The sequence below is a fragment of the Nocardiopsis sp. FIRDI 009 genome, from assembly GCF_003386285.1.
In the GTDB taxonomy this organism is placed as follows: Bacteria; Actinomycetota; Actinomycetes; order Streptosporangiales; family Streptosporangiaceae; genus Nocardiopsis.
Window position 1 is genome coordinate 12,628 of sequence record NZ_QPNC01000022.1, and the last position, 20,087, is coordinate 32,714.

The window sequence follows — 20,087 nt, forward strand, 5'->3', positions numbered from 1 at the left end:
CCCCTGAGGCCGCCCCCGGTCAACCCGAACCGGGAGCGGCCTCCCCCACGAAGAACACCCCGTCGACCCCGCCCAGGTCCTCCGGGTCCAGCGGGAAGTAGGTGTGGTCACTGTCGGCGCGCCGAGCGACCGGCGCACCCGCCAAGGCGGACGCCAACCGGTCCGCCCGCCACAGCGCCCCCTCACCGGCGGCCTCGCGCAACACCCCCTGGAAGGTGTCGGCGCCCGCCACCCCCAACCCCGGCACGCTCCCCGCGTCGGCGGCGATCACCGCGTACTCGCCCCCCAGGTCGGTGGCGGCCACCGCCCCGGCGCTCCACCAGGTCAACTCCTCGCCCCCCATCGTCATCCCACCACGGTCACGCCGCAGGTGCTGGTTGTGGGCGAACACCAGCGACGGACCCCGCCCCCGCTCACCCCGAACCACCGCCCGCAGGTGGTCGGCCATCATGGCGTCCCGCGCCGCCACCAACCGCGCCATACGGGCACCCCGCCCCTCCTCCGCGCACGCCATGACCGCGTGGTACCGCAACAGCCCCCGGGCGGTACGCGCGTACAGGCGCGCCCGCTCCAACTCCCTGACCGAGGTCGCCGCCACCAACCCCGGCGCCTCGGCCGACAACACCCCCACCAGGTCGTCGGTGACCACCCTCAACTCCCGCGCCCGCGCCGAGGCCCCCACCGACCGGCGCGGATCGAACATCGCCTCCGGTTCCGTCCACGCCCCGTCCTCACCCACCAGCTCATCGATCCGCGCCCACGCGTGCGGCACCCGCTCCGCGCCCACGTGCTCGGTCAGATACCCGTGCAGACCACTCAACGCCTCCCGAGGACTCGACGCCGCCGTGATCTCGACCGGCGCGTCGAACCCGTAGAACCTGACCTGATCGGCCTCCGCGCGCCCGGCGTTGTACGCACGCAGCCACTCCACCAACTCCCGGTTGGCCGCCAGCTCCCCGAAGCCGTGGCTGAACCCGACCGCCATCACCTCCTCCACGTCACCGACACCCGAGGTGACGTGGTCGTCCACCGCCAGACCCGCCAGACAGTCGCTCTCCAGCGCCACCGACCGGTACCCCCACACCCGCACCAGGTGCCGCAGCAGCCGGTTACGCGACCCGGCGAACACCTCCACCCCGTGCGTGGGCTCCCCCAACCCCAACAGGCGGGGCGGACGGGGCCGGGAGTCCAGGAAGGCGTCCACCGCCTCCCCCAACCCCGCACCGCCACGGGAGAAACACGCACCCGCACTCCGCACGGCCAACGCCACCGACATCCACGCACCTCCACCCACGCAAACCGAACACCCTCAACCGTATCCTTGAAGTCTCGGTGGAGACTTTGACCCAGAAAACCCGCGACGAAAGCCAAAAAACCTCAAACCGGAGATCAACCATGCCGCACCGCGACCGACTCCGCCCCATCGACCTGGCCCGCGAACACGGCCTGTCCACCCAGGCCGTGCGCAACTACGAGGACGACGGCATCCTGCCCCCCGCCCCCCGCACCCCCCACGGCTTCCGCCAGTACACCCCCCTGCACGCCCAAGCCCTGCGCACCTTCCTCGCCCTGCGCACCGGCCACGGACACCAGGACGCCGCCGCGATCATGCGCGCCGCCAACACCGCCGACCACGACACCGTCCTGCGCCTGGTCGACGACGGACACGCCCGCACCCAACGCGACCGCACCACCCTCGACCAGGTCACCACCGCCCTGCACGGACTCCTCACCGACGACCCGACCCCGCCCCCACACCCACTCACCATCGGCGCCCTGGCCCACCAACTCCGGATCCGCCCCGCCACCCTGCGCGCCTGGGAGAGGGTCGGCATCGTCCACCCCGACCGCGACCCGACCACCGGCCACCGCCGCTACGACGCCGACACCGTCCGCGACGCCCACCTGGCCCACCAACTCCGCCGCGCGGGCCACCCCCTCCCCCAGATCGCCGAGGTCATCGCCCACATCCGCCACGCCGGAGGAACCGCCCCCCTCCAACAGGCCCTGGACGGCTGGCGCACCGCCCTCAACCACCGCGCCCGAGCGATGCTGGCCGCCGCCGGCCACCTCGCCCGCTACCTCGACCTGACCGGCCCCACCCCAGAGCCCTGACCACCCACCGCCACCCGCCGACGCGACCACCACAACGCCCCCACCCACGACAGACCGACGACCACCCCCACCACCACCCGCGACGTCAACACGTGCTCACGCGGATACAACGTCCCGGTCAGGTAGTGGTCGAGGAACCCCGCCTCCATCACCACCCGCCCCGTACGCGCCCGCGACCAGTTCTCGACCTCGGTCAGCACACACGGCCAGTCCACGATCACGATCCCCAACGCGTAGGCGGCCACCCCCGCGTGCACCCACCACAGGCGGGGCCACCGCCAGGCCAGGAAACCGCCCAAGACCACGAAGGACAGGAACACCGAGTGCAGGGCCATCGCCGCATGGCCGACCAGAAGGAAGAACACGCCCCGAACCTAGGAACCCACCCCGCCCCACCGCATCGGTACCCGCACCCACCACCCCTGGGTACTCGTACTCACGACACACCCCCCGGGGGCGGGACCCGGCCGCGCCCACCCTCCTTCTTTTCCCACCCCACCGGCACGTCCACCCCACCACCGCACACCGCCCTGGACTACCGTCGACCAGGTGAGCAACCAGGAACGCCGCCCCAGCGAAGAACGCGTGTGCACCGCCCAGCACCCGCCCCCCTGCCCGGACACCGAACTCCTGCTCCCCCGCGAGGTCCCCCTGGGCGGACCCCGCGCCATGCCCGTCCTGAGGTCCCTGCCCAACAAGAACCGCCGCATGATCGGCGCCTGGTGCTTCGCCGACGTCTACGGCCCCACCGACCTCACCCACCAGGCGGGCATGCAGGTCCCCCCACACCCCCACATCGGCCTGCAGACCGTCAGCTGGCTCATCCAGGGCCGCATCCACCACCGCGACAGCCTCGGCTCCGACCAACTCGTCCGACCCGGACAGCTCAGCATCATGACCGCCGGACACGGCATCGCCCACTCCGAACGCACACCCCGCCACGCGCCACCGGTCCTGCACGGCGCCCAACTGTGGATCGCCCTACCCGAAGGCGACCGCCACGGCCCGCCCGCCTTCGCCCACCACGCGGACCTGCCCGTCCTCACCCACCCGGGCGCACACGTCACCGTCATCGCCGGAGACGTCGACGGCCACACCTCACCCGCCCGCGTGCACACCCCGCTCATGGGCGCCCAGATCACCCTGGCCCCCGGCGCCGACCTGACCCTGCCCCTGGACCCGGACTTCGAACACGGCGTCCTGGCCCTGGACACCCCACTCGACCTCCTCGGCCACCGCGTCGACCCCGCGGCCCTGCTCTACCTCGGCCCCGGACGGGACGAGATCACGCTCTCCAGCCCACACCCCGCCCGCCTCCTCCTCATCGGCGGCACCCCCTTCACCGAGGACCTCCTCATGTGGTGGAACCTCGTGGGCCGCGACCACGACGAGATCGTCCAGGCCCGCGCCGACTGGGAACGCGACCGCACCGGCCAGGGCACCCGCTTCGCCCCCGTCCCCGGCGACGACGGACCGGCCCTGCCCGCACCCGAGCTGCCCACCGCCCGCATGCGCCCCCGCCCCCGCCACCGCTGAGGGGAACACCCCTCGCCAAGGCGCACTGAACACCCCCGGTAAGCCCGCATTGCCTTCGACGCCACCCCCAGCGCGCTAGACAATCTCCACCAACCACACCAACACAGCACGACAACACGTCGCACCGCACACCTCGACAGTGCCCAAACGCCCAACTCCTGCTAGCGTGCGGATCGCGAACAACATGATGATTTAGGAGACCTGAACATGGTCCAACAGACGCGCGAGCAGTGGGGGACGCGCGCGGGCTTCCTCATGGCGGCGATCGGATCCGCCATCGGCCTGGGCAACATCTGGCGATTCCCCTACGTCGCCTACGAGAACGGCGGCGGCGCCTTCCTGCTGCCCTACCTCGTCGCCCTCCTGACCGCGGGCATCCCCCTGCTCATCCTCGAATACGCCATCGGACACCGGTACCGCTCCTCAGCACCCCTGTCCTACCGGCGACTCTTCCGCCCCGCCGAAGCGATCGGCTGGTGGCAGGTCGCGATCTGCTTCGTGATCGCCGTCTACTACGCCGTCATCATCGCCTGGGCGATCCGCTACACCTTCTTCTCCTTCGGACAGCAGTGGGGCCAGGACCCCAACGCCTTCTTCTTCGGAGAGTTCCTCCAACTCGCCGAAGGCCCCACCATGGTCTCCGGCTACGTCTCCGGCGTCGCCTGGCCCCTGGTCGGCGTGTGGGTCGTCGTCCTGGGCATCCTGGCCCTGGGCATCCGCAACGGCGTGGAGAAGGCCAACCGCATCTTCATCCCCCTACTGCTGGTCCTCTTCCTCGTCCTGGTCGGCCAAGCCCTGACCCTCGACGGAGCCACCGCAGGACTCGACGCCCTGTTCACCCCCGACTGGGGCGAGATGCTCAACGGCAGCGTCTGGATCGCCGCCTACGGACAGATCTTCTTCTCCCTGTCCATCGGCTTCGGCATCATGGTCACCTACGCCTCCTACCTGCGCCGCAAGTCCGACCTGACCGGCTCCGCCCTCGTCGCGGGCTTCGCCAACAGCTCCTTCGAACTCCTGGCCGGCATCGGCGTCTTCGCCGCCCTGGGCTTCATGGCCACCAGCGCCGGCACCAACGTCGACGAGGTCGCCACCTCCGGACTGGGCCTGGCCTTCGTCGCCTTCCCGCAGATCATCTCCAGCCTGCCCTTCGGCGCCAGCCTCTTCGGCGTGCTGTTCTTCGGCTCCCTGGTCGTGGCGGGCATCAGCTCCCTGCTCAGCATCGTCCAGGTCATCGTCTCGGCCGTACACGAACGCACCGGACTGGGCCGCGTCCCCACCGTCCTGACCGTCGGCGGCGCCACCGCCCTGGCCTCGATCCTGCTCTTCCCCACCCACGAGGGACTGTTCTTCCTCGACGCCTTCGACCACTTCATCAACCAGTACGGCATCGCCCTGGCCGGCCTGATCCTCATCATCACCGTCGCCTGGATCGCCCGCAGACTCCCGGTGTTCCAGAACCACGCCAACGCCGTGTCCTCACTGCCCCTGGGCCTGTGGTGGCGCCTGACCCTGGGCATCGTCACACCCGCCCTGCTCGGCTACATGATGTGGGACAGCCTGCGCACCGAACTGACCACCAGGTACGAGGAGTACCCCGCCCAGTTCCTGCTCAGCGCGGGCTGGGGCGTGGCCATCGGCGCCATCGTCATCGGCGTGATCGTCTCGCTCGTGCCCTGGAAGCGCGCCGACGAACTCGCCGCCCAGGACGCCCGAGCCGACCAGACCCCCACCACGGAAGGGGACCAGTGATGTCCACCAGCGCCATCATCATGATGGCCGTCTCCATGCTTCTGCTCTGGGGCGGCCTCGCCGCGGCCATCATCAACCTGCGCCGCAACCCCGAGGAACCCGAACACCAGGACTAGACGGCCCACCCGGGGCGGCGGACACCCCGCCGCCCCACACCCCCCAAGGACCCCCATGCCCGCCACCCGCCACCTCTACCTGGCCCGACACGCCAACGCCGACCCCACCACCGGCGACCTCACCGACACCGGGCGACGCCAGGCGCCCCGACTCGGCCACCGCCTGAGCGCCCTCACCCCCCGCGCCCTCCACCACGGCCCCCTGCCACGCGCCACCCAGACCGCGCACCTGGTCGCCGACCACCTCCCCGGCATCCACCCCCACCCCACCCCCGAAGCAGGGGACTACATCCCCCACATCCCCACCCGCCAGGAACTACCCCCCGAACACGCCGACCGGATCCTGGACTTCGTCCACGCCCATCCCGCCACCGAACGCGACCCCGCCCTGGCCCACCGCGCCCTGTCCCGGTTCACCGGCCCCACCGACGGCGACCACGACGTCCACGACATCGTCATCACCCACGCCTACCTCGTCGGGCGGATCGTGTGCGCCGCCCTCGGGGCCCCCGCCTGGACGTGGACCGCCCTCGCCCCCGCCAACGCGGCACTCACCGTCATCCGCTACGCTCCCGACCGCGCCCCCGCACTCCTGACCTTCAACGACGTCTCCCACCTGGACCCCGACCTGCGCTGGACCGGCTTCCCGCCCCACCTGACCCCCTGACTCCCGGCAGCGCCCCCACCGCCCACGTGCCACAACGCGCCCGGGCCGAACCCCGGCCCACACCCCAACGGAGAAGGCGGCCATGCATCCCACCGTCACCGCGGTCAGCGCCCACCCCACCCACACCTTCACCAAACCCACCCGCCCCAGCATCCGCCTCCTGGCCGGACTCGGCGTCGAGGGCGACGCCCACCTGGGCACCACCGTCCAGCACCGCTCCCGCGTCGCCCAGGACCCCACCCAACCCAACCTGCGCCAGGTCCACCTCATCCACGCCGAACTCCTCGACGAGGTCGCCACCGAAGGGTTCCACGTCCTGCCCGGCCAGCTGGGCGAGAACATCACCACCCGAGGCCTGGACCCGCTCTCCCTGGGCACCGGAACCGTCCTGCACCTGGGCCCCGACGCCCGGATCCGCGTCACCGGACTGCGCAACCCCTGCGCCCAAATCAACGACTTCGCCCCCGGCCTCCTCGCGCACATGGTCCGCCGCGAACAGGACGGCACCATCACCCGCCGCGCCGGCATCATGGGCACCGTCCTGGCCAGCGGAACCGTCGAACCCGGCATGCGCATCACCGTGCACCCACCCCAGGGACCCCACATCCCCCTCCAACGCGTCTGACCTCCGCGCCCGACACCCCCACACCACACACCCCAGCCCCGCCCCACCGGTGCTAGCGTCAAACCCCGGGACGCGAAGAGGGGGCACGCATGCACACGATCCTCGTCACCGGCGCCACCGGAACCCTGGGCCGCCCCCTCACCACCCGGCTACGCCAGGCCGGACACCACGTGCGCACCCTGAGTCGGCACCCCCGCCCCGACGACCCCCACTCCCACGCCGTCGACCTGCGCACCGGCGCCGGACTCGACACCGCCGTCGAGGGAACCGACACCATCGTGCACTGCGCCACCACCCCCACCGGCGGCGACATCCCCGCCGCCACCCGCCTCATCCGCGCCGCCCGCCGCGCCGGAGCCACCCACCTCGTCTACATCTCCATCGTCGGCGTCGACCGCATCCCCCTGGGCTACTACCAGGCCAAGTACACGATCGAACGCGCCCTGGAGGCCTCCGGGCTCGGCTGGACCCTGTTGCGCACCACCCAGTTCCACGACCTGGTCGTGCGCCTCCTCACCGCCGCCGCCCGCCTGCCCCTCGTGCCCGTACCCGACGTCGACGTCCAACCCGTCGACGCCGACGAGGTCGCCGCCCGCCTGGCCCACCTGGCCGAACACGACCCCGCCGGACGCGTCCCCGACATGGGCGGCCCCCGCGTGGAGTCGATGCCCGACCTGGCCCGCGCCTACCTCGACGCCACCGACGACCACCGCCGCGTCCTGCCCGTGCGCCTACCCGGAGCGACCTACGCCGCCTACGCGGCGGGCCACCACCTGACCCCCGCACGCGACATCGGACGCGCCACCTTCGCCGACCACCTCGCCCAGCACCCGCCCCCGCCCCACCGCTGATCACGCCAGGGGGAACGGCCTCCCGTGCTCCTCGACCGGGCGGGGACCGAAGATCCGCCGCTGGTCCTCGGTGATCTCAACGTCGTTGATGCTCGCCTCCCGACGCCGCATCAACCCCTGCCCGTCGAACTCCCACAACTCATTGCCGTAACTGCGCCACCACCGGCCCTCCGCGTCACGGCACTCGTACTGGAACCGCACCGCGATCCGGTCCTCCCCGAACGCCCACAGCTCCTTACGCAACGCATAGTCGAGCTCACGCTCCCACTTACGCCGCAGGAACGCCTCGATCTCAGCGCGACCGGTGACGAACTCGCTCCGGTTGCGCCACACCGAATCCGGTGTGTACGCCAACGCCACCCTGGCCGCGTCACGCGTGTTCCACGCGTCCTCGGCGGCCTGCACCTTCATCCGGGCGTCGGACTCGGTGAACGGCGGAACGGGCGGACGGCTCATGGTCGACTCTCCTCATCTCGGAACCTTGCCAACAACACCGAGAATGCCCGCGCCCCCACACTCACCACGATGTCCCAAGCGACATCAAACCCACACATTCGGACACGCGGGTGCGGTACCGTACCCCGCATGCCACCACGCACCATCGCCGTCCTGGCCTACGACGGGGCACGCCTGATGGACGTCACCGCACCCCTGGAGGTCCTCAGCACCGCCCGCGGATTCGGCGCCGACTACCGCACCGTCCTCTGCTCCCCCGACGGCCGCCCCGTCACCACCGCCACCGGCACCCGCCTGCTCGCCGACGCCGCGGCGGCCGACGTCGACGCCCTCCACACCCTCATCGTCCCCGGGTCCCCCACCCTGCCCCGCACCCCCACCCCCGACGGGCTCGCCGACGCCATCCACACCCTGGCCGACCGCGCCACCCGCGTCGCCTCGGTGTGCACCGGAGCCTTCGCCCTGGCCCGCACCGGACTCCTCGACGGCCGCCGCGCCACCACCCACTGGCGCCACACCGCCCTGCTGGCCCGCGTCCACCCCCGCGTCCGCGTCGAACCCGACGCCCTCCACGTCCACGACGGCCACATCCTCACCTCAGCCGGAGTCAGCGCGGGCATCGACCTGTCCCTGGCCCTGGTCGAAGACGACCACGGCCCCCAAACCGCCCGCGACACCGCCCGCGACCTGGTCGTCTTCCTCCAACGCCCCGGCGGACAGTCCCAGTTCTCCGCCCCCTCCCGTACCCCGCCCACCCGCGACAACCGGCTCCGCGCCGTCCTCGACGCGATCGCGGCCGACCCCGCCGCCCACCACTCCACCCCGGCCCTGGCCGCCCTGGCCAACGTCAGCACACGCCACCTCACCCGCCTCTTCCACGAACAGCTCGGCACCACCCCCGCCGCCCACGTCGAGACCGTCCGCCTGGAAGCCGCCCAAACCCTCCTCGAAACCGGAGAGAGCGTCACCACCGCCGCCCACCGCAGCGGACTGGGCAGCGACGAATCCCTCCGCCGCGCCTTCCTGCGCCACCTGGGCATCACCCCCTCCGCCTACCGCGCCCGCTTCCGCACCACCACCCCCTGACACACCCCCGTGCCATCCTGGAGGAATGGAACAGGCCACCCTGACCCTGCGCATCGCGCCCGAACTCCGGTTCTTCCTGCCCCCACGCCACCGGAACGACGCCCCCGTCCACACCGACCACGACGGCACCTCCACCCTCGGCCACATCGTGGAATCCCTGGGCATCCCCCGCACCGAGATCGGCACCCTGTACGCCGACGGCCACCCCGTCGACCCCACCCACCGCCCCGGCCCCGCCCAGATCATCGACGTCACCCCCGTCCCCCGCCCCCAACCCCTACCCCCCGGCTTCGACCCGCCCCGCTTCCTCCTCGACGTCCACCTGGGCACCCTCGCCCGCCGCCTGCGCCTCCTCGGCCTGGACACCGACTACCACAACGACCGCGACGACCCCACCCTCGTCCGCCAAGCCAACGACCAACACCGCGTCCTGCTCACCCGCGACCGCAAACTCCTGTGCCGCAAAGCCCTACGCGCGGGCGCCCACATCCACCACGACCAACCCGACCAGCAACTCACCGACGTCCTGGACCGCTTCGCCCCACCCCTGGCCCCCTGGACCCGCTGCCTGGAATGCAACGGACCCCTCTCCCACGTCGACAAGGGCGAGGTCGCCCACACCCTGCCCGCCGGAACCCGCGCCACCTACGACACCTTCGCCCGCTGCGACACCTGCGGCCACGTGTACTGGCCCGGCGCCCACCACGAACACCTCACCCAGATCATCCGCGACGCCCAAGCCACCCTCACCGCCCACCCCACACCCTGACCACCGACCAAAGACCACCACGAAACAACCGGGCACGACCAGGGCCCCGCACAGGGCCACACCATCCACAACCCGCCCCCGACCAGCGCACACATCCATAGACTCAACAACCATGAGGCACACCCACCCCGACGACCCGGCCACACCGCCCCTGCTGGCGGCACAACCGGACCTCAACCTGCTGCGCACCTTCCTGGCCGTCTACCGGTCCGGATCCTTCACCGCGGCCGCCTCACTCCTGGGCCTGTCCCAACCCACCGTCACCACCCAGATCCGCAACCTGGAACGCACCACCGGCCACGACCTGTTCGAACGCCTGCCACGCGGAGTCACCCCCACCCCCCTCGCCCACGACCTGGCCGCCCGCGTCGCCACCCCCCTGGACGCACTCACCGCCGCCACCGGCCACGACCCCGAACACCTACCCCCCGCCGCCCCCGTCCACCTGGCCGGACCCGCCGAGTACCTGTGCACGTGCGTCATGGCCTCCCTGGCACCCCTGGTCGCCGACGGCGTCCGCCTGCGCATCACCACCGGCCTGGCCGAACCCCTCCTCGACGAACTCCGCGCCGGCCGCTACGACCTGGTCATCTCCACCACCCGCCCCCGCGGCCGCGCCCTGCTGTCCGAACCCCTGGCCGACGAGGAGTTCGCCCTGGTCGCCGCACCCACCTGGGCCCACCGCGTCAAGAACCGCCTGGCCGAGGAGGGCCCCACCGCCCTGCACGAGGTCCCCCTGGTCACCTACGCCGAGGACCTGCCCATCGTGCGCCGCTACTGGCGCCACGTGTTCGGCCGCCGCCTGACCTGCCGCGCCTCCCTGACCGTGCCCGACCTACGCGGCGTACTGGCGGCCGTGGTCGCCGGAGCCGGCTTCAGCGTCCTGCCCACCTACCTGTGCAGGGACGCGTTCGCCTCCGGGGCGCTCGTCCTCCTCCACGAGACCGACGACCCACCCATCAACACCGCCTACCTGGCCCAACGACCAGGCACCCCCTACAACCCGCACGTCATCCGCGTCCGCGACCACCTGCTGCGACCAGGACCGCACGTGTGCGAACCCGCCACGTGAAACCCCACCCGGACGGGCTCAACCCCTGACCGGACGCGTGTGGATCTTGGCCACACACGCCGGGACGGCCGCGCCCTCACCATGCTCCCGCGCCCGATAGGCGCTCGGGCTCTCCCCGACCAACTCCGCGAACCGCGCACTGAACGACCCCAACGACGTACAGCCCACCGCGAAACACACCTCGGTCACCGTCAGGTCGCCACGCCGCAACAGCGCCTTGGCCCGCTCGATCCGACGCGTCATCAGATACCGGTACGGCGTCTCCCCGAAAGCGGCCCGGAAACTACGGGAGAAATGCCCCGGCGACATCAGCGCCTGACGCGCCAACGCCGGAACATCCAGCGGCTGGGCGTAGTCACGGTCCATCCGGTCACGGGCCCGCCGCAACCGGACCAGGTCATCGAGGTTCGGACGCTTCACCCGGCCAGTGTCCCACGACACCCCACCCGAAGGGAGGAACCCGACCCGACACCCACCGCGGCGGCCCCGCCACCGGCGCTCACGCCCCCACGTAGGCCGCCAGATGCTCACCGGTCACCGTGGAACGGGCCGCGACCAGATCGGCGGGCGTGCCCTCGAAGACAATCCGCCCACCGTCGTGACCCGCACCCGGACCCAGATCGATGATCCAGTCGGCGTGCGCCATGACCGCCTGGTGGTGCTCGACCACGATCACCGACGTGCCCGAGTCGACCAACCGGTCCAGCAACTCCAACAGCTGCCGCACGTCGGCCAGGTGCAGACCCGCGGTCGGCTCGTCCAGAACGTAGACGCCGCCCTTGTCACCCATGTGCGTGGCCAACCTCAGCCGCTGCCGTTCCCCACCCGACAACGTGGTCAGCGGCTGGCCGAGCCCCAGGTACCCCAGCCCCACATCCTCCAGGCGCCGCAGCACCCGCACGGCCGCCGGCACCTTGGCCGCCTCCCCGGAGAAGAACACGTGCGCCTCGGCCACCGACATCTCCAGCACCTCACTGATGTCCCGGCCACCCAACCGGTACTCCAGCACCTGCGCCTGGAACCGCCGACCCTCACACTCCTCACACGGCGAGGACACCCCCGCCATCATCGCCAGATCCGTGTAGACGACCCCGGCCCCGTTGCACCCCGGGCACGCCCCCTGGGAATTGGCGCTGAACAACCCCGGCTTGACCCCGTTCGCCTTCGCGAACGCCTTCCGCACCGGATCGAGCAGCCCGGTGTAGGTCGCCGGGTTGCTGCGCCGCGAACCACGGATCGGGCTCTGGTCGACCGACACCACCCCCTCCCCTGCGGGAATCGACCCGTGCACGAGCGAACTCTTGCCCGACCCGGCCACACCGGTCACCACCGTGAGCACCCCCAACGGGATGTCCACGTCCACATCACGCAGGTTGTGCGTGTTCGCACCACGAATCTCCAACACACCGGTGGGCCCGCGCACCGACCCCTTCAACGAGGCCCGGTCGTCCAGATGCCGCCCGGTGACGGTCCCGGCCGACCGCAACCCCGCCACCGAACCCTCGAAACACACGGTGCCGCCCTCCGCGCCGGCGCCGGGACCCAGATCGACGACATGGTCGGCGATCGCGATCACCTCCGGCTTGTGCTCCACCACCAGCACCGTGTTGCCCTTGTCCCGCAACCGCAGCAGCAGCCCGTTCATCCGCTCGACGTCATGGGGGTGCAACCCCGTGGTGGGCTCGTCGAACACATAGGTCACGTCGGTCAGCGACGACCCCAGATGACGGATCATCCTGACCCGCTGCGCCTCACCACCGGACAACGTGCCCGAAGGCCGCTCCAACGACAGATACCCCAACCCGATCTCCACGAACGAGTCCAACGTCCGCCGCAGCGCCCCCACCAAAGGCGCCACGGAAGGCTCCCGCACACCACGCACCCACTCGGCCAGGTCACTGATCTGCATCGCGCACGCCTCAGCGATGTTGACCCCACCGATCCGCGAGGACCGGGCCGCCTCGTTGAGCCGACTCCCCCCACACTCCGGACAGGTCGTGAACGTCACCGCCCGATCCACGAACGCCCGAACATGCGGCTGCATCCCCTCCCGGTCCTTGGCCAGGAACGACTTGCGCACCTTCGGAACCAACCCCTCGTAGGTGAGGTTGACCCCCTCCACCTTCACCTTGGTCGGCTCCCGGTACAGGAAATCGGCCATCTCCTGCTCGGTGTACTCCCGAATCGGCTTGTCCGGATCCAAAAACCCCGACTCGGCGTACACCCGCACCGTCCAGAAACTGTCCGACTTCCACCCCGGGATGGTGAACGCGCCCTCGGAGATCGACTTGGAATCGTCGTAGAGCTGGGTGAGGTCGATATCGGAGACCGTGCCCCGACCCTCACAGTTCGTACACATCCCACCCACACGGTTGAACGTCTGCCTCACGGTCCTGCGCTCACCGCGCTCCACCGTGATCGCCCCACTGGCCCGCACCGAGGCGACGTTGAAGGAGAACGCGTTGGGCGAACCCACATACGGCCTCCCCAACCGGCTGAACAACACCCGCAGCATCGCGTTGGCGTCGGTGACCGTACCGACCGTCGAACGCGGATCAGCACCCAGACGCTGCTGGTCGACGATGATCGCCGTCGTCAACCCGTCCAGGACATCGACCTCCGGCCGCGCCAACGTCGGCATGAAACCCTGCACGAACGCGCTGTAGGTCTCGTTGATCAACCGCTGTGACTCCGCGGCGACCGTCCCGAACACCAACGAACTCTTCCCCGACCCCGACACGCCCGTGAACACCGTCAACCGGCGCTTGGGAATCTCGACACTGACGTCCTTGAGGTTGTTCTCACACGCACCGTGCACACGGATCAGATCGTGGCTGTCAGCGGGGTGCACCCCAGACGACTCCCCAGCATCCCCCATCGCCATACCCATCGGTCCGACTCCCATCGATCACCACACCCTCACGCGAACCGAAGAACCCCTGGCACCAGCCCGGAAGACGTCCGCGTCGATCACGCTACCGACAACCCCACACCCCGGGCTTCTCGAATCCTGATCACCACACCCACCCCACCACCCCCATACGTCACCGACCCCACCCCGTGCGGTTTCGGCAACGAACTTTGCCGTCCTCCCACCCCGGGCGGCAGATTGCTCGCGGAGGTGGTCACGATGACCCAACGAACCCGACCCACCCACGACGACCGGTACGACGTGGTGATCCTCGGCGCGGGCCCCGCCGGTCTGAGCGCCGCGCTCATGCTCGGCCGCGCCCGCCGGTCCGTACTGGTGATCGACAGCGGCCAACCCCGCAACGCCCCGGCCGCACACATGCACGGATTCCTCACCCGCGACGGCACCCCACCCGCACACCTGCTGGACACCGGACGCGACGAAGTCACCCGCTACGGCGGCCAGATCATCACCGGCCACGCCCACTCAGCGACCACGACCCCCGACGGATTCACCGTCGCACTCGACACCGACCGCACCGCCCACGCACGGCGCCTACTGGTCACCACCGGCGTCACCGACGACCTGCCCGACATCCCCGGTCTGAGACCACGCTGGGGACGCGACGTGCTGCACTGCCCCTACTGCCACGGCTGGGAGGTCCGCGACCAGCCGATCGGCGTCCTGGCCACCAGCCCCCGCAGCGTCCACCAGGCCCTGCTGTTCCGCCAGTGGACCGACCACCTCACCCTCCTCCTCCACACCAACCCCCACCCCACACCCCAGGAGGCCCGACAGCTGGCCGCACGCCAGATCACCGTCGTGACCGGCCGGGTGACCGGTCTGGCCACCACCGACGACCAGCTCTCCGGCGTCCACCTGGACACCGGAGAGACGATCCCGCTACGGGCACTGGCCGTCGCACCCCGTGCCATCCCACGCGCCACCGTCCTGACCACACTCGGACTGGAACCCGCACCCCACCCCAGCGGCGCCCACATCGCCACCGACCCCACCGGCCTCACCCAGATCCCGGGCGTGTGGGCCGCCGGCAACCTCACCAACCCCGCCGCCACCGTCCTCGGGTCGGCCGCCTCCGGCGCGACCGCCGCCGCGGCGATCAACGCCGACCTGGTCACCGAGGACACCGATCGCGCCGTGCACGCCATGGACACCCCCGCCACCACCGAAGCCGACCCGCTCCGACAGGCCACGGGCACCCGCTGACCACGGCCGTGACGCCACTCAGGGCTCGTCCCGGTGGGACTGCGACAGTGCCACGGTGACGGGTCCCGACGTCTCCGTTGCTTCCCGGCGGCAGCGGATCGCACGACCAGGGCGTCCAGGACCGCCTCGTGCGCCTGGTCCACCGAGACGTCCAGGCCGACCACGTCCTGGCCGGGAGCGATGGTGAAGGTGAAGAACGAGCAGCAACCGCTCTCGCGCTGCACCAGATCACGGACCCGCTCCCGGACGCCCGGGCCTCAGGCCAGGTCAAGACGCAGGTGGAGCGGCTGGGGTCTGGACAGCGACCTCAGGTGCTCGGCGAACAGAGCATCCCACTCGGCGACGCGCAGGGGCCGCTCCTCGGTGGGCAGCGCGCAGGACTGTGGCACCCACCCCGGATCAGTCATCGTGCTCGCTCCCGTCGTGAGGTCCCCGGTGGTGGGAAGTACCCCGGACGGCCAACCTGTACCCGGGGGTACCGGTTGCACGTCCGGGCGCCGACGGATCAGCGCAGCCGGCGTATTTCAGGAGCGGCGGGCCAACACCACAGACTGCCACGCCCAGAGGACGAGCTCGCCCTCGACCCGGCTGTGCGGTGCAGTCTCCTGCCCCATCACTCACCGTGGCGGGAGGAGAGGCAGAGGGAGGGCACTGACATTCCCATGCTCGCCGACAGGCCGGGGCCGGTCTCCTCTCCTGGAAGGCGTTGAGCTCCTTGCGGTGCTGTTGGGGGAGGCCGAGGTTGGACGCCATCGGGACCTCGCACGCTGTCAGCAGGGCTGTCATGGTGAGGCAGAGCGCCAGTGCCAGGGGGCGGAGAGGCTTCACTCGTCTCTTTCGTCGGTCGGCCTGTCGGCACTGGGGTGCTGGTTTCTGAGCGGAGTGACTTTATCACTTTGAGTTCAATGACAAGCGACGCACGGTGACCGTCCGGGGTGGTCGGGGGAGGCCACGGTGGACGTCGCCACCCCGGCCGGTGGCCCCGACATCACCGGGCATGGTGTGCGGGACCTGTGGGAGCAGATCGGTGGGGCGTGGCAGGTGTGGGAACGGGCCGGGAGCGGCTCGGCATGACCGAGGGCGAACACGGCCGCCGCCAGCAGTCCGACCTCGCCCAGGCCCAGGGCGGTGAACAACAGCACCGCACGGCCGATGAACAGCATGAATCGGACTCGGTCTCGAACACTCACCGATCGGTGGCGAGCGCTTCCCACGCGCGGGCCTTGTCCACGTCGACCGGCTCAGTCGCCACCTCGCCACGGCCGTGTACGAGGTCGGTGCCGAAGGTGTCACGGATCTGCCAGGCGTGCTCGCAGGCGGTCTGGGCCCGGTCGGTAATCGGGTGGGATGGTCGGTCTGGAAGACGCCGAGCATGCGCACAGTGCCCCACTGCACCGCCCACCCCGGTTGGGCGGCAGGGGTGCGTTTGCTGCGGGCCGGGGTGAGGGCGTCAGGGGGCAGGCGGAAGCACTGTTCCAGCTCGGACATGGCCTCGTGCGGCGCTCTCCGCGCTGGAGCGCAGCACGGAGCCGAATCCCTCCTCTTCCTCGTTCGCCGTGCCTGTTCCGACCCCCAGAGAGTTTCGTTTCGTTGGTAACGTAACAACAAAACGAAACTGGCCGTGAATCAACGAAATCCATCCGCAGAGACCCCCATTTTTAACCTCCGATAAGTGAACCTTCTCGGAGGTTGGCGGTGTGGGGGTGCCCCAGGCTCCTCCACCCGCCCTCCCAGGGGCGCCAACGTTATTAGGCCACCCACTCTGACCCGCGAAAACGCGTCGGATACAGCCACCGCTGTCCTGTCAGACGCGAACCGAGGGATCTCCCCTCTCACGGGGCCGACCGCCGCTGCCGCGCGGCCGAGCACCTCATTCCCTCCCACGGAAGGCTCCCTCCCGGGCAGGGGCACCGGACCGCCCGCCCCGGGCGCGACCTGGTGGCCAGGTTCACCGCGGTGGGCGCGTCCGACAACCGCCGGGGGACAGGGCCTGTGCCACCCGCCTGGCCCCGGGCTCGGCTCAGGCACCGGATTGGCGTCGACTCCCACGTTCAGGCTCGCCCGACTGTGGGCAGTCAAGAACGTACACGCCCAGGTCAGACGGGGGAGGAGGCCCACATGGCATCCGGACGTCGACTTTTCTCGCTCGCGATCGCCCCGGTGATGGCGGCGGCTCTCGTGGGGGGAGCCCCCACCGTCACCTCGGCCGCCACCTGGGAAGAGAGGCTTGTGCGGTGCACGGCGCAGGCACTGGACGACAACGACATCGACCTCAACGCGACGAAGGTGGGACAGCTCCTGGTCCTGGCACAGGACGTGCTCCAAGAACACGGCCAGACGCAAGAGGCCCTGGACGTCTTCCAGGAGCGGGTGCGCACGCTGTTCGACTCCTGGGGCCTGTCGGACAAGTACACGGCGGTGAAACTCGACGTCGAGTCCTGCATGTCTGACTGAGTCCCGCGCCTGCCGCGGACGGAGCCGGGCGATCCCGAAGGGCGCCCCTACCCGTCCGCGGCGCACAGCGTTCGAGGCGGCGCGCGATCGCCCCCGTGTCAGCCCAGACAGATCGCGTCTTCACGACCCCGTACCGCACCGCCCCTGCCGTCGTCGCGGTGCGCGCGACGGGCCAGCCGATCGCCCAAGGCGGCCACCCTTCCCGAACGGGGGACACCCCCGACACCCACACACCCGACAAAATCACACAAAGTGGTGTACGGTGACACCCGCGCACGACGACCAGGGGAGGTGAGAAGCGATCCTCGCCATCAACCGCTGGGCGCCCTCACCAGGGATCGAATCAACCACGACCCCCTGAACCCGGGCGACCCACGACCCGAAAGGCACCCGTGGCCCCGCCCCACACCCTGTCGTCCCTCACCCACCGCCTACGCCGGTCCGGCTGCGTCTTCGCCGAGGACGAAGCCCTCCTCCTGGCCACCACCGCCCACACCCCCGACCAGCTCGCGGCCATGACCGACCAACGCTGCGCCGGCACCCCCCTCGAACACGTCCTGGGCTGGGCACGCTTTTGCGGCCTACGCATCGCCGTCGACCCCGGAGTGTTCGTCCCCCGCCCCCGCACCGAACACCTGGCCCGCCACGCCGCCACCCTCCTACCACCCCACGGCACCGCCGTCGACCTGTGTTGCGGCACCGGCGCCCTGGGCGCCCACCTGGCCCACACCCACCCCGGCCTGACCCTGCACGCCACCGACATCGACCCCGCCAGCGTCGCCTGCGCCCGCCGCAACCTCCCCGGACACCACGTCCACCACGGCGACCTGTTCACCGCCCTCCCCCACCACCTCCACGGACACGTCGACGTCCTGGTCGCCAACGTCCCCTACGTCCCCACCGACCAGATCCCCCTCCTACCTCCCGAAGCCCGCGACCACGAGGCCCGCCACGCCCTCGACGGCGGCCCCGACGGCCTCGACCTGGCCCGCCGCGTCGCCACCGACGCCCACCGGTGGCTCACCCCCACCGGCCACCTCCTCATCGAGGTCAACCATCACCAGATCCCCCAGGCCAGCGCCGCCCTCACCCACGGCGGCCTCACCCCCCACGTCGTCACCGAGCCCCACACCGACGCCACCATCCTCGTCGCCCACCGCTGACACCGCTGAACCCCACACCCGAACGCACGTCGGCCACCACCCCCACACCCCAGCAGGATCCGGCGCCAAGGGCGCACGACCCGCCCACCGGTCGGTGGTGAGCCCCCAAGACACGGGTCTTGTCGGCGTCGGCGGGGCGTGGCGGGGATGGTGTCGAGGGCGGCACGCCCCATCGACTCGGCCGCCTCCAACGCGACGATCTCGGCCGCGCGCAGCCCGGCGTGGCAGGCCGGGTGGCAGATCGCCCTGTCCCGAGGCCATGGTGCGCGGGAACCGCAGCAGGGTGCGCTGGTCCGGGGTCCGGGGTCCGGGGCGCGGAGGGCCGCAGATCGTGTTTCCAGAAGCAGTGCGACGCCTGGAGCCTGGGGGACGGTCGAGCCGGGGCCCTGGGCGCCGGCGAGGTCGACTACTTCGACGACGACCCCGACCGGCGGCGGATCGCCGAATCCTTCGCAGCGGCACGGACCGCTGACAGCGCAGGTCCAGGGAGATGGTCATGGACGGCCGACCGGCGGCGGTGCAGGCCCATCCCATGAGGTCGCCGAGCAGCATCGCGCTCACGCCCTCGTGCGCGAAAGCGGGCGGACCCTCGTGGGCGGTACCCAAGGTGCACGTCCCCACCAGGCCGGCCCCGGAGGCGGGGTTGTACAGACGCGGGCCGCGCGGGAAGCCGTCCGTGTCGGGGATCTGTGAGCGCTCCCGCAGCGGTGTGCGCAGCGACCGGTGAAGGGTGCGCACGCTTCGCGCCAGATCCCGAGCGCGCAGGTCGGGGCCGTGGTGCGCACGACAGTTTCCACGAGCGAGCGCAGCTCGCCGCCCAGGGCCGATATGGCCTCGCGCCGGGCCGCCAGGCCGTCTTCGTGCGCCGTGCCGGGTGCGCCGGCCGGTGATTTCGTGGTGGAGTGCATACGGTCTTCCGTCGGGTGAAGGGGCGGGGCCGGTTCAGCCCGTCTGGCCGGGCAGGAGGTCGCCGCGCTCACCGTCGCCGCCGTCGAAGGCGCCGTCGCCATGTGCCGTGCCCAACGCACCTCAGCAGCCCTGGACGCCGTCGACGCACAGCTGAACGCCTTGGTGCGCGCCGCCACGGAAAAGGGCGATACGGTGTAACGCACTATCCTGCGGCCACGGCACGAAACACCCCGAACCGGTCACACCTGTACAGAAGTGCCCTCGGAACCGTCGCCACCACGACATCACCGAAGCACCAGAACCCAGCTCCGGCCGCATACAACCACAGGTGCCGGGCTCCGGAGTGAACACCGTGTCACCATCCAGAATCTGGTCGGG

The 20,087-nt window shown here is 70.9% G+C and carries 20 protein-coding genes; 14 read left to right on the forward strand and 6 right to left on the reverse strand.

Annotation, left to right across the window (positions count from 1 at the left end):
- Nucleotides 1-19: 19 nt before the first annotated feature.
- Nucleotides 20-1,276, reverse strand: a complete 1,257-nt coding sequence (locus DVR05_RS19485; protein WP_116247357.1) for an erythromycin esterase family protein — start codon at nucleotides 1,274-1,276, stop codon at nucleotides 20-22.
- A 119-nt stretch (nucleotides 1,277-1,395) separates the two neighbouring features.
- Here DVR05_RS19485 and DVR05_RS19490 point away from each other — a divergent pair, with 119 nt between their 5' ends.
- A complete protein-coding gene (locus DVR05_RS19490; protein ID WP_116247358.1) occupies nucleotides 1,396-2,115 on the forward strand; it encodes a MerR family transcriptional regulator in 720 nt (239 codons plus the stop codon).
- Here the strand turns inward: DVR05_RS19490 and DVR05_RS19495 are convergent.
- Nucleotides 2,079-2,480 carry a DUF2784 domain-containing protein gene (locus DVR05_RS19495; protein WP_116247359.1) on the reverse strand — a complete coding sequence of 134 codons (402 nt, stop codon included), beginning with the start codon at nucleotides 2,478-2,480 and terminating at the stop codon, nucleotides 2,079-2,081. The two genes, DVR05_RS19490 and DVR05_RS19495, sit on opposite strands and share 37 nt — an antisense overlap.
- A gap of 184 nt (nucleotides 2,481-2,664) precedes the next feature.
- Here DVR05_RS19495 and DVR05_RS19500 point away from each other — a divergent pair, with 184 nt between their 5' ends.
- The 6 genes from DVR05_RS19500 to DVR05_RS19525 all read left to right on the forward strand — a co-directional run bounded on the left by DVR05_RS19500 (nucleotide 2,665) and on the right by DVR05_RS19525 (nucleotide 7,662).
- Nucleotides 2,665-3,651, forward strand: a complete 987-nt coding sequence (locus DVR05_RS19500) for a pirin family protein (protein WP_116247360.1) — start codon at nucleotides 2,665-2,667, stop codon at nucleotides 3,649-3,651.
- Between the two features lie 207 nt (nucleotides 3,652-3,858).
- A complete protein-coding gene (locus DVR05_RS19505; RefSeq protein WP_116247361.1) occupies nucleotides 3,859-5,403 on the forward strand; it encodes a sodium-dependent transporter in 1,545 nt (514 codons plus the stop codon).
- Nucleotides 5,403-5,519, forward strand: coding sequence for a methionine/alanine import family NSS transporter small subunit (locus tag DVR05_RS19510; RefSeq protein WP_116247362.1), 117 nt, complete (start codon nucleotides 5,403-5,405; stop codon nucleotides 5,517-5,519). The genes DVR05_RS19505 and DVR05_RS19510 overlap by 1 nt, the downstream gene beginning before the upstream one ends.
- A 55-nt stretch (nucleotides 5,520-5,574) precedes the next feature.
- The gene (locus DVR05_RS19515) at nucleotides 5,575-6,186 is read left to right on the forward strand and encodes a histidine phosphatase family protein (protein ID WP_116247363.1); all 612 of its coding nucleotides are present in this window, start codon (nucleotides 5,575-5,577) and stop codon (nucleotides 6,184-6,186) included.
- A gap of 82 nt (nucleotides 6,187-6,268) precedes the next feature.
- Nucleotides 6,269-6,811, forward strand: a complete 543-nt coding sequence (locus DVR05_RS19520) for an MOSC domain-containing protein (protein WP_116247364.1) — start codon at nucleotides 6,269-6,271, stop codon at nucleotides 6,809-6,811.
- 89 nt (nucleotides 6,812-6,900) lie between these two features.
- Nucleotides 6,901-7,662 carry an SDR family oxidoreductase gene (locus tag DVR05_RS19525; protein WP_116247365.1) on the forward strand — a complete coding sequence of 254 codons (762 nt, stop codon included), beginning with the start codon at nucleotides 6,901-6,903 and terminating at the stop codon, nucleotides 7,660-7,662.
- Here DVR05_RS19525 and DVR05_RS19530 read toward each other — a convergent pair whose 3' ends face one another.
- Nucleotides 7,663-8,118, reverse strand: coding sequence for a nuclear transport factor 2 family protein (locus tag DVR05_RS19530; RefSeq protein ID WP_116247366.1), 456 nt, complete (start codon nucleotides 8,116-8,118; stop codon nucleotides 7,663-7,665).
- Between the two features lie 129 nt (nucleotides 8,119-8,247).
- Between DVR05_RS19530 and DVR05_RS19535 the strand changes: the two genes are divergently transcribed.
- The 3 genes from DVR05_RS19535 (at nucleotide 8,248) to DVR05_RS19545 (ending at nucleotide 11,045) form a co-directional block, all read left to right on the forward strand.
- On the forward strand, nucleotides 8,248-9,204 hold the full coding sequence (locus DVR05_RS19535) for a GlxA family transcriptional regulator (RefSeq protein ID WP_116247367.1): 957 nt from the start codon (nucleotides 8,248-8,250) through the stop codon (nucleotides 9,202-9,204).
- Nucleotides 9,205-9,229: 25 nt separating this feature from the next.
- Complete coding sequence (locus DVR05_RS19540) at nucleotides 9,230-9,973, forward strand: Mut7-C RNAse domain-containing protein (RefSeq protein WP_116247368.1); 744 nt, start codon at nucleotides 9,230-9,232, stop codon at nucleotides 9,971-9,973.
- Nucleotides 9,974-10,085: 112 nt separating this feature from the next.
- Nucleotides 10,086-11,045 (forward strand): LysR family transcriptional regulator, encoded by a 960-nt coding sequence (locus DVR05_RS19545; protein ID WP_116247369.1) that lies wholly within the window; start codon nucleotides 10,086-10,088, stop codon nucleotides 11,043-11,045.
- An 18-nt stretch (nucleotides 11,046-11,063) separates the two neighbouring features.
- Here the strand turns inward: DVR05_RS19545 and DVR05_RS19550 are convergent, their stop codons facing one another.
- On the reverse strand, nucleotides 11,064-11,411 hold the full coding sequence (locus tag DVR05_RS19550; RefSeq protein WP_232832228.1) for a helix-turn-helix transcriptional regulator: 348 nt from the start codon (nucleotides 11,409-11,411) through the stop codon (nucleotides 11,064-11,066).
- Between the two features lie 133 nt (nucleotides 11,412-11,544).
- Nucleotides 11,545-13,929 carry an excinuclease ABC subunit UvrA gene (locus DVR05_RS19555; RefSeq protein ID WP_116247380.1) on the reverse strand — a complete coding sequence of 795 codons (2,385 nt, stop codon included), beginning with the start codon at nucleotides 13,927-13,929 and terminating at the stop codon, nucleotides 11,545-11,547.
- A 246-nt stretch (nucleotides 13,930-14,175) separates the two neighbouring features.
- On the opposite strand from DVR05_RS19555, the gene DVR05_RS19560 reads away from it, so the two are divergent.
- The gene (locus DVR05_RS19560) at nucleotides 14,176-15,183 is read left to right on the forward strand and encodes an NAD(P)/FAD-dependent oxidoreductase (protein ID WP_116247381.1); all 1,008 of its coding nucleotides are present in this window, start codon (nucleotides 14,176-14,178) and stop codon (nucleotides 15,181-15,183) included.
- A 257-nt stretch (nucleotides 15,184-15,440) separates the two neighbouring features.
- On the opposite strand, the gene DVR05_RS27110 is transcribed toward DVR05_RS19560, so the two are convergent.
- Entirely contained in the window at nucleotides 15,441-15,590 is a 150-nt protein-coding gene (locus DVR05_RS27110) for a hypothetical protein (RefSeq protein ID WP_198659252.1), read from the reverse strand.
- Between the two features lie 1,711 nt (nucleotides 15,591-17,301).
- Here DVR05_RS27110 and DVR05_RS19570 point away from each other — a divergent pair.
- The 3 genes from DVR05_RS19570 (at nucleotide 17,302) to DVR05_RS28065 (ending at nucleotide 19,907) form a co-directional block, all read left to right on the forward strand.
- On the forward strand, nucleotides 17,302-17,637 hold the full coding sequence (locus tag DVR05_RS19570; RefSeq protein ID WP_116247372.1) for a hypothetical protein: 336 nt from the start codon (nucleotides 17,302-17,304) through the stop codon (nucleotides 17,635-17,637).
- Between the two features lie 392 nt (nucleotides 17,638-18,029).
- Nucleotides 18,030-18,800, forward strand: a complete 771-nt coding sequence (locus tag DVR05_RS19575) for a putative protein N(5)-glutamine methyltransferase (RefSeq protein ID WP_116247373.1) — start codon at nucleotides 18,030-18,032, stop codon at nucleotides 18,798-18,800.
- A gap of 951 nt (nucleotides 18,801-19,751) precedes the next feature.
- Nucleotides 19,752-19,907 (forward strand): hypothetical protein, encoded by a 156-nt coding sequence (locus DVR05_RS28065; protein ID WP_394341622.1) that lies wholly within the window; start codon nucleotides 19,752-19,754, stop codon nucleotides 19,905-19,907.
- Nucleotides 19,908-20,087 lie beyond the last annotated feature (180 nt).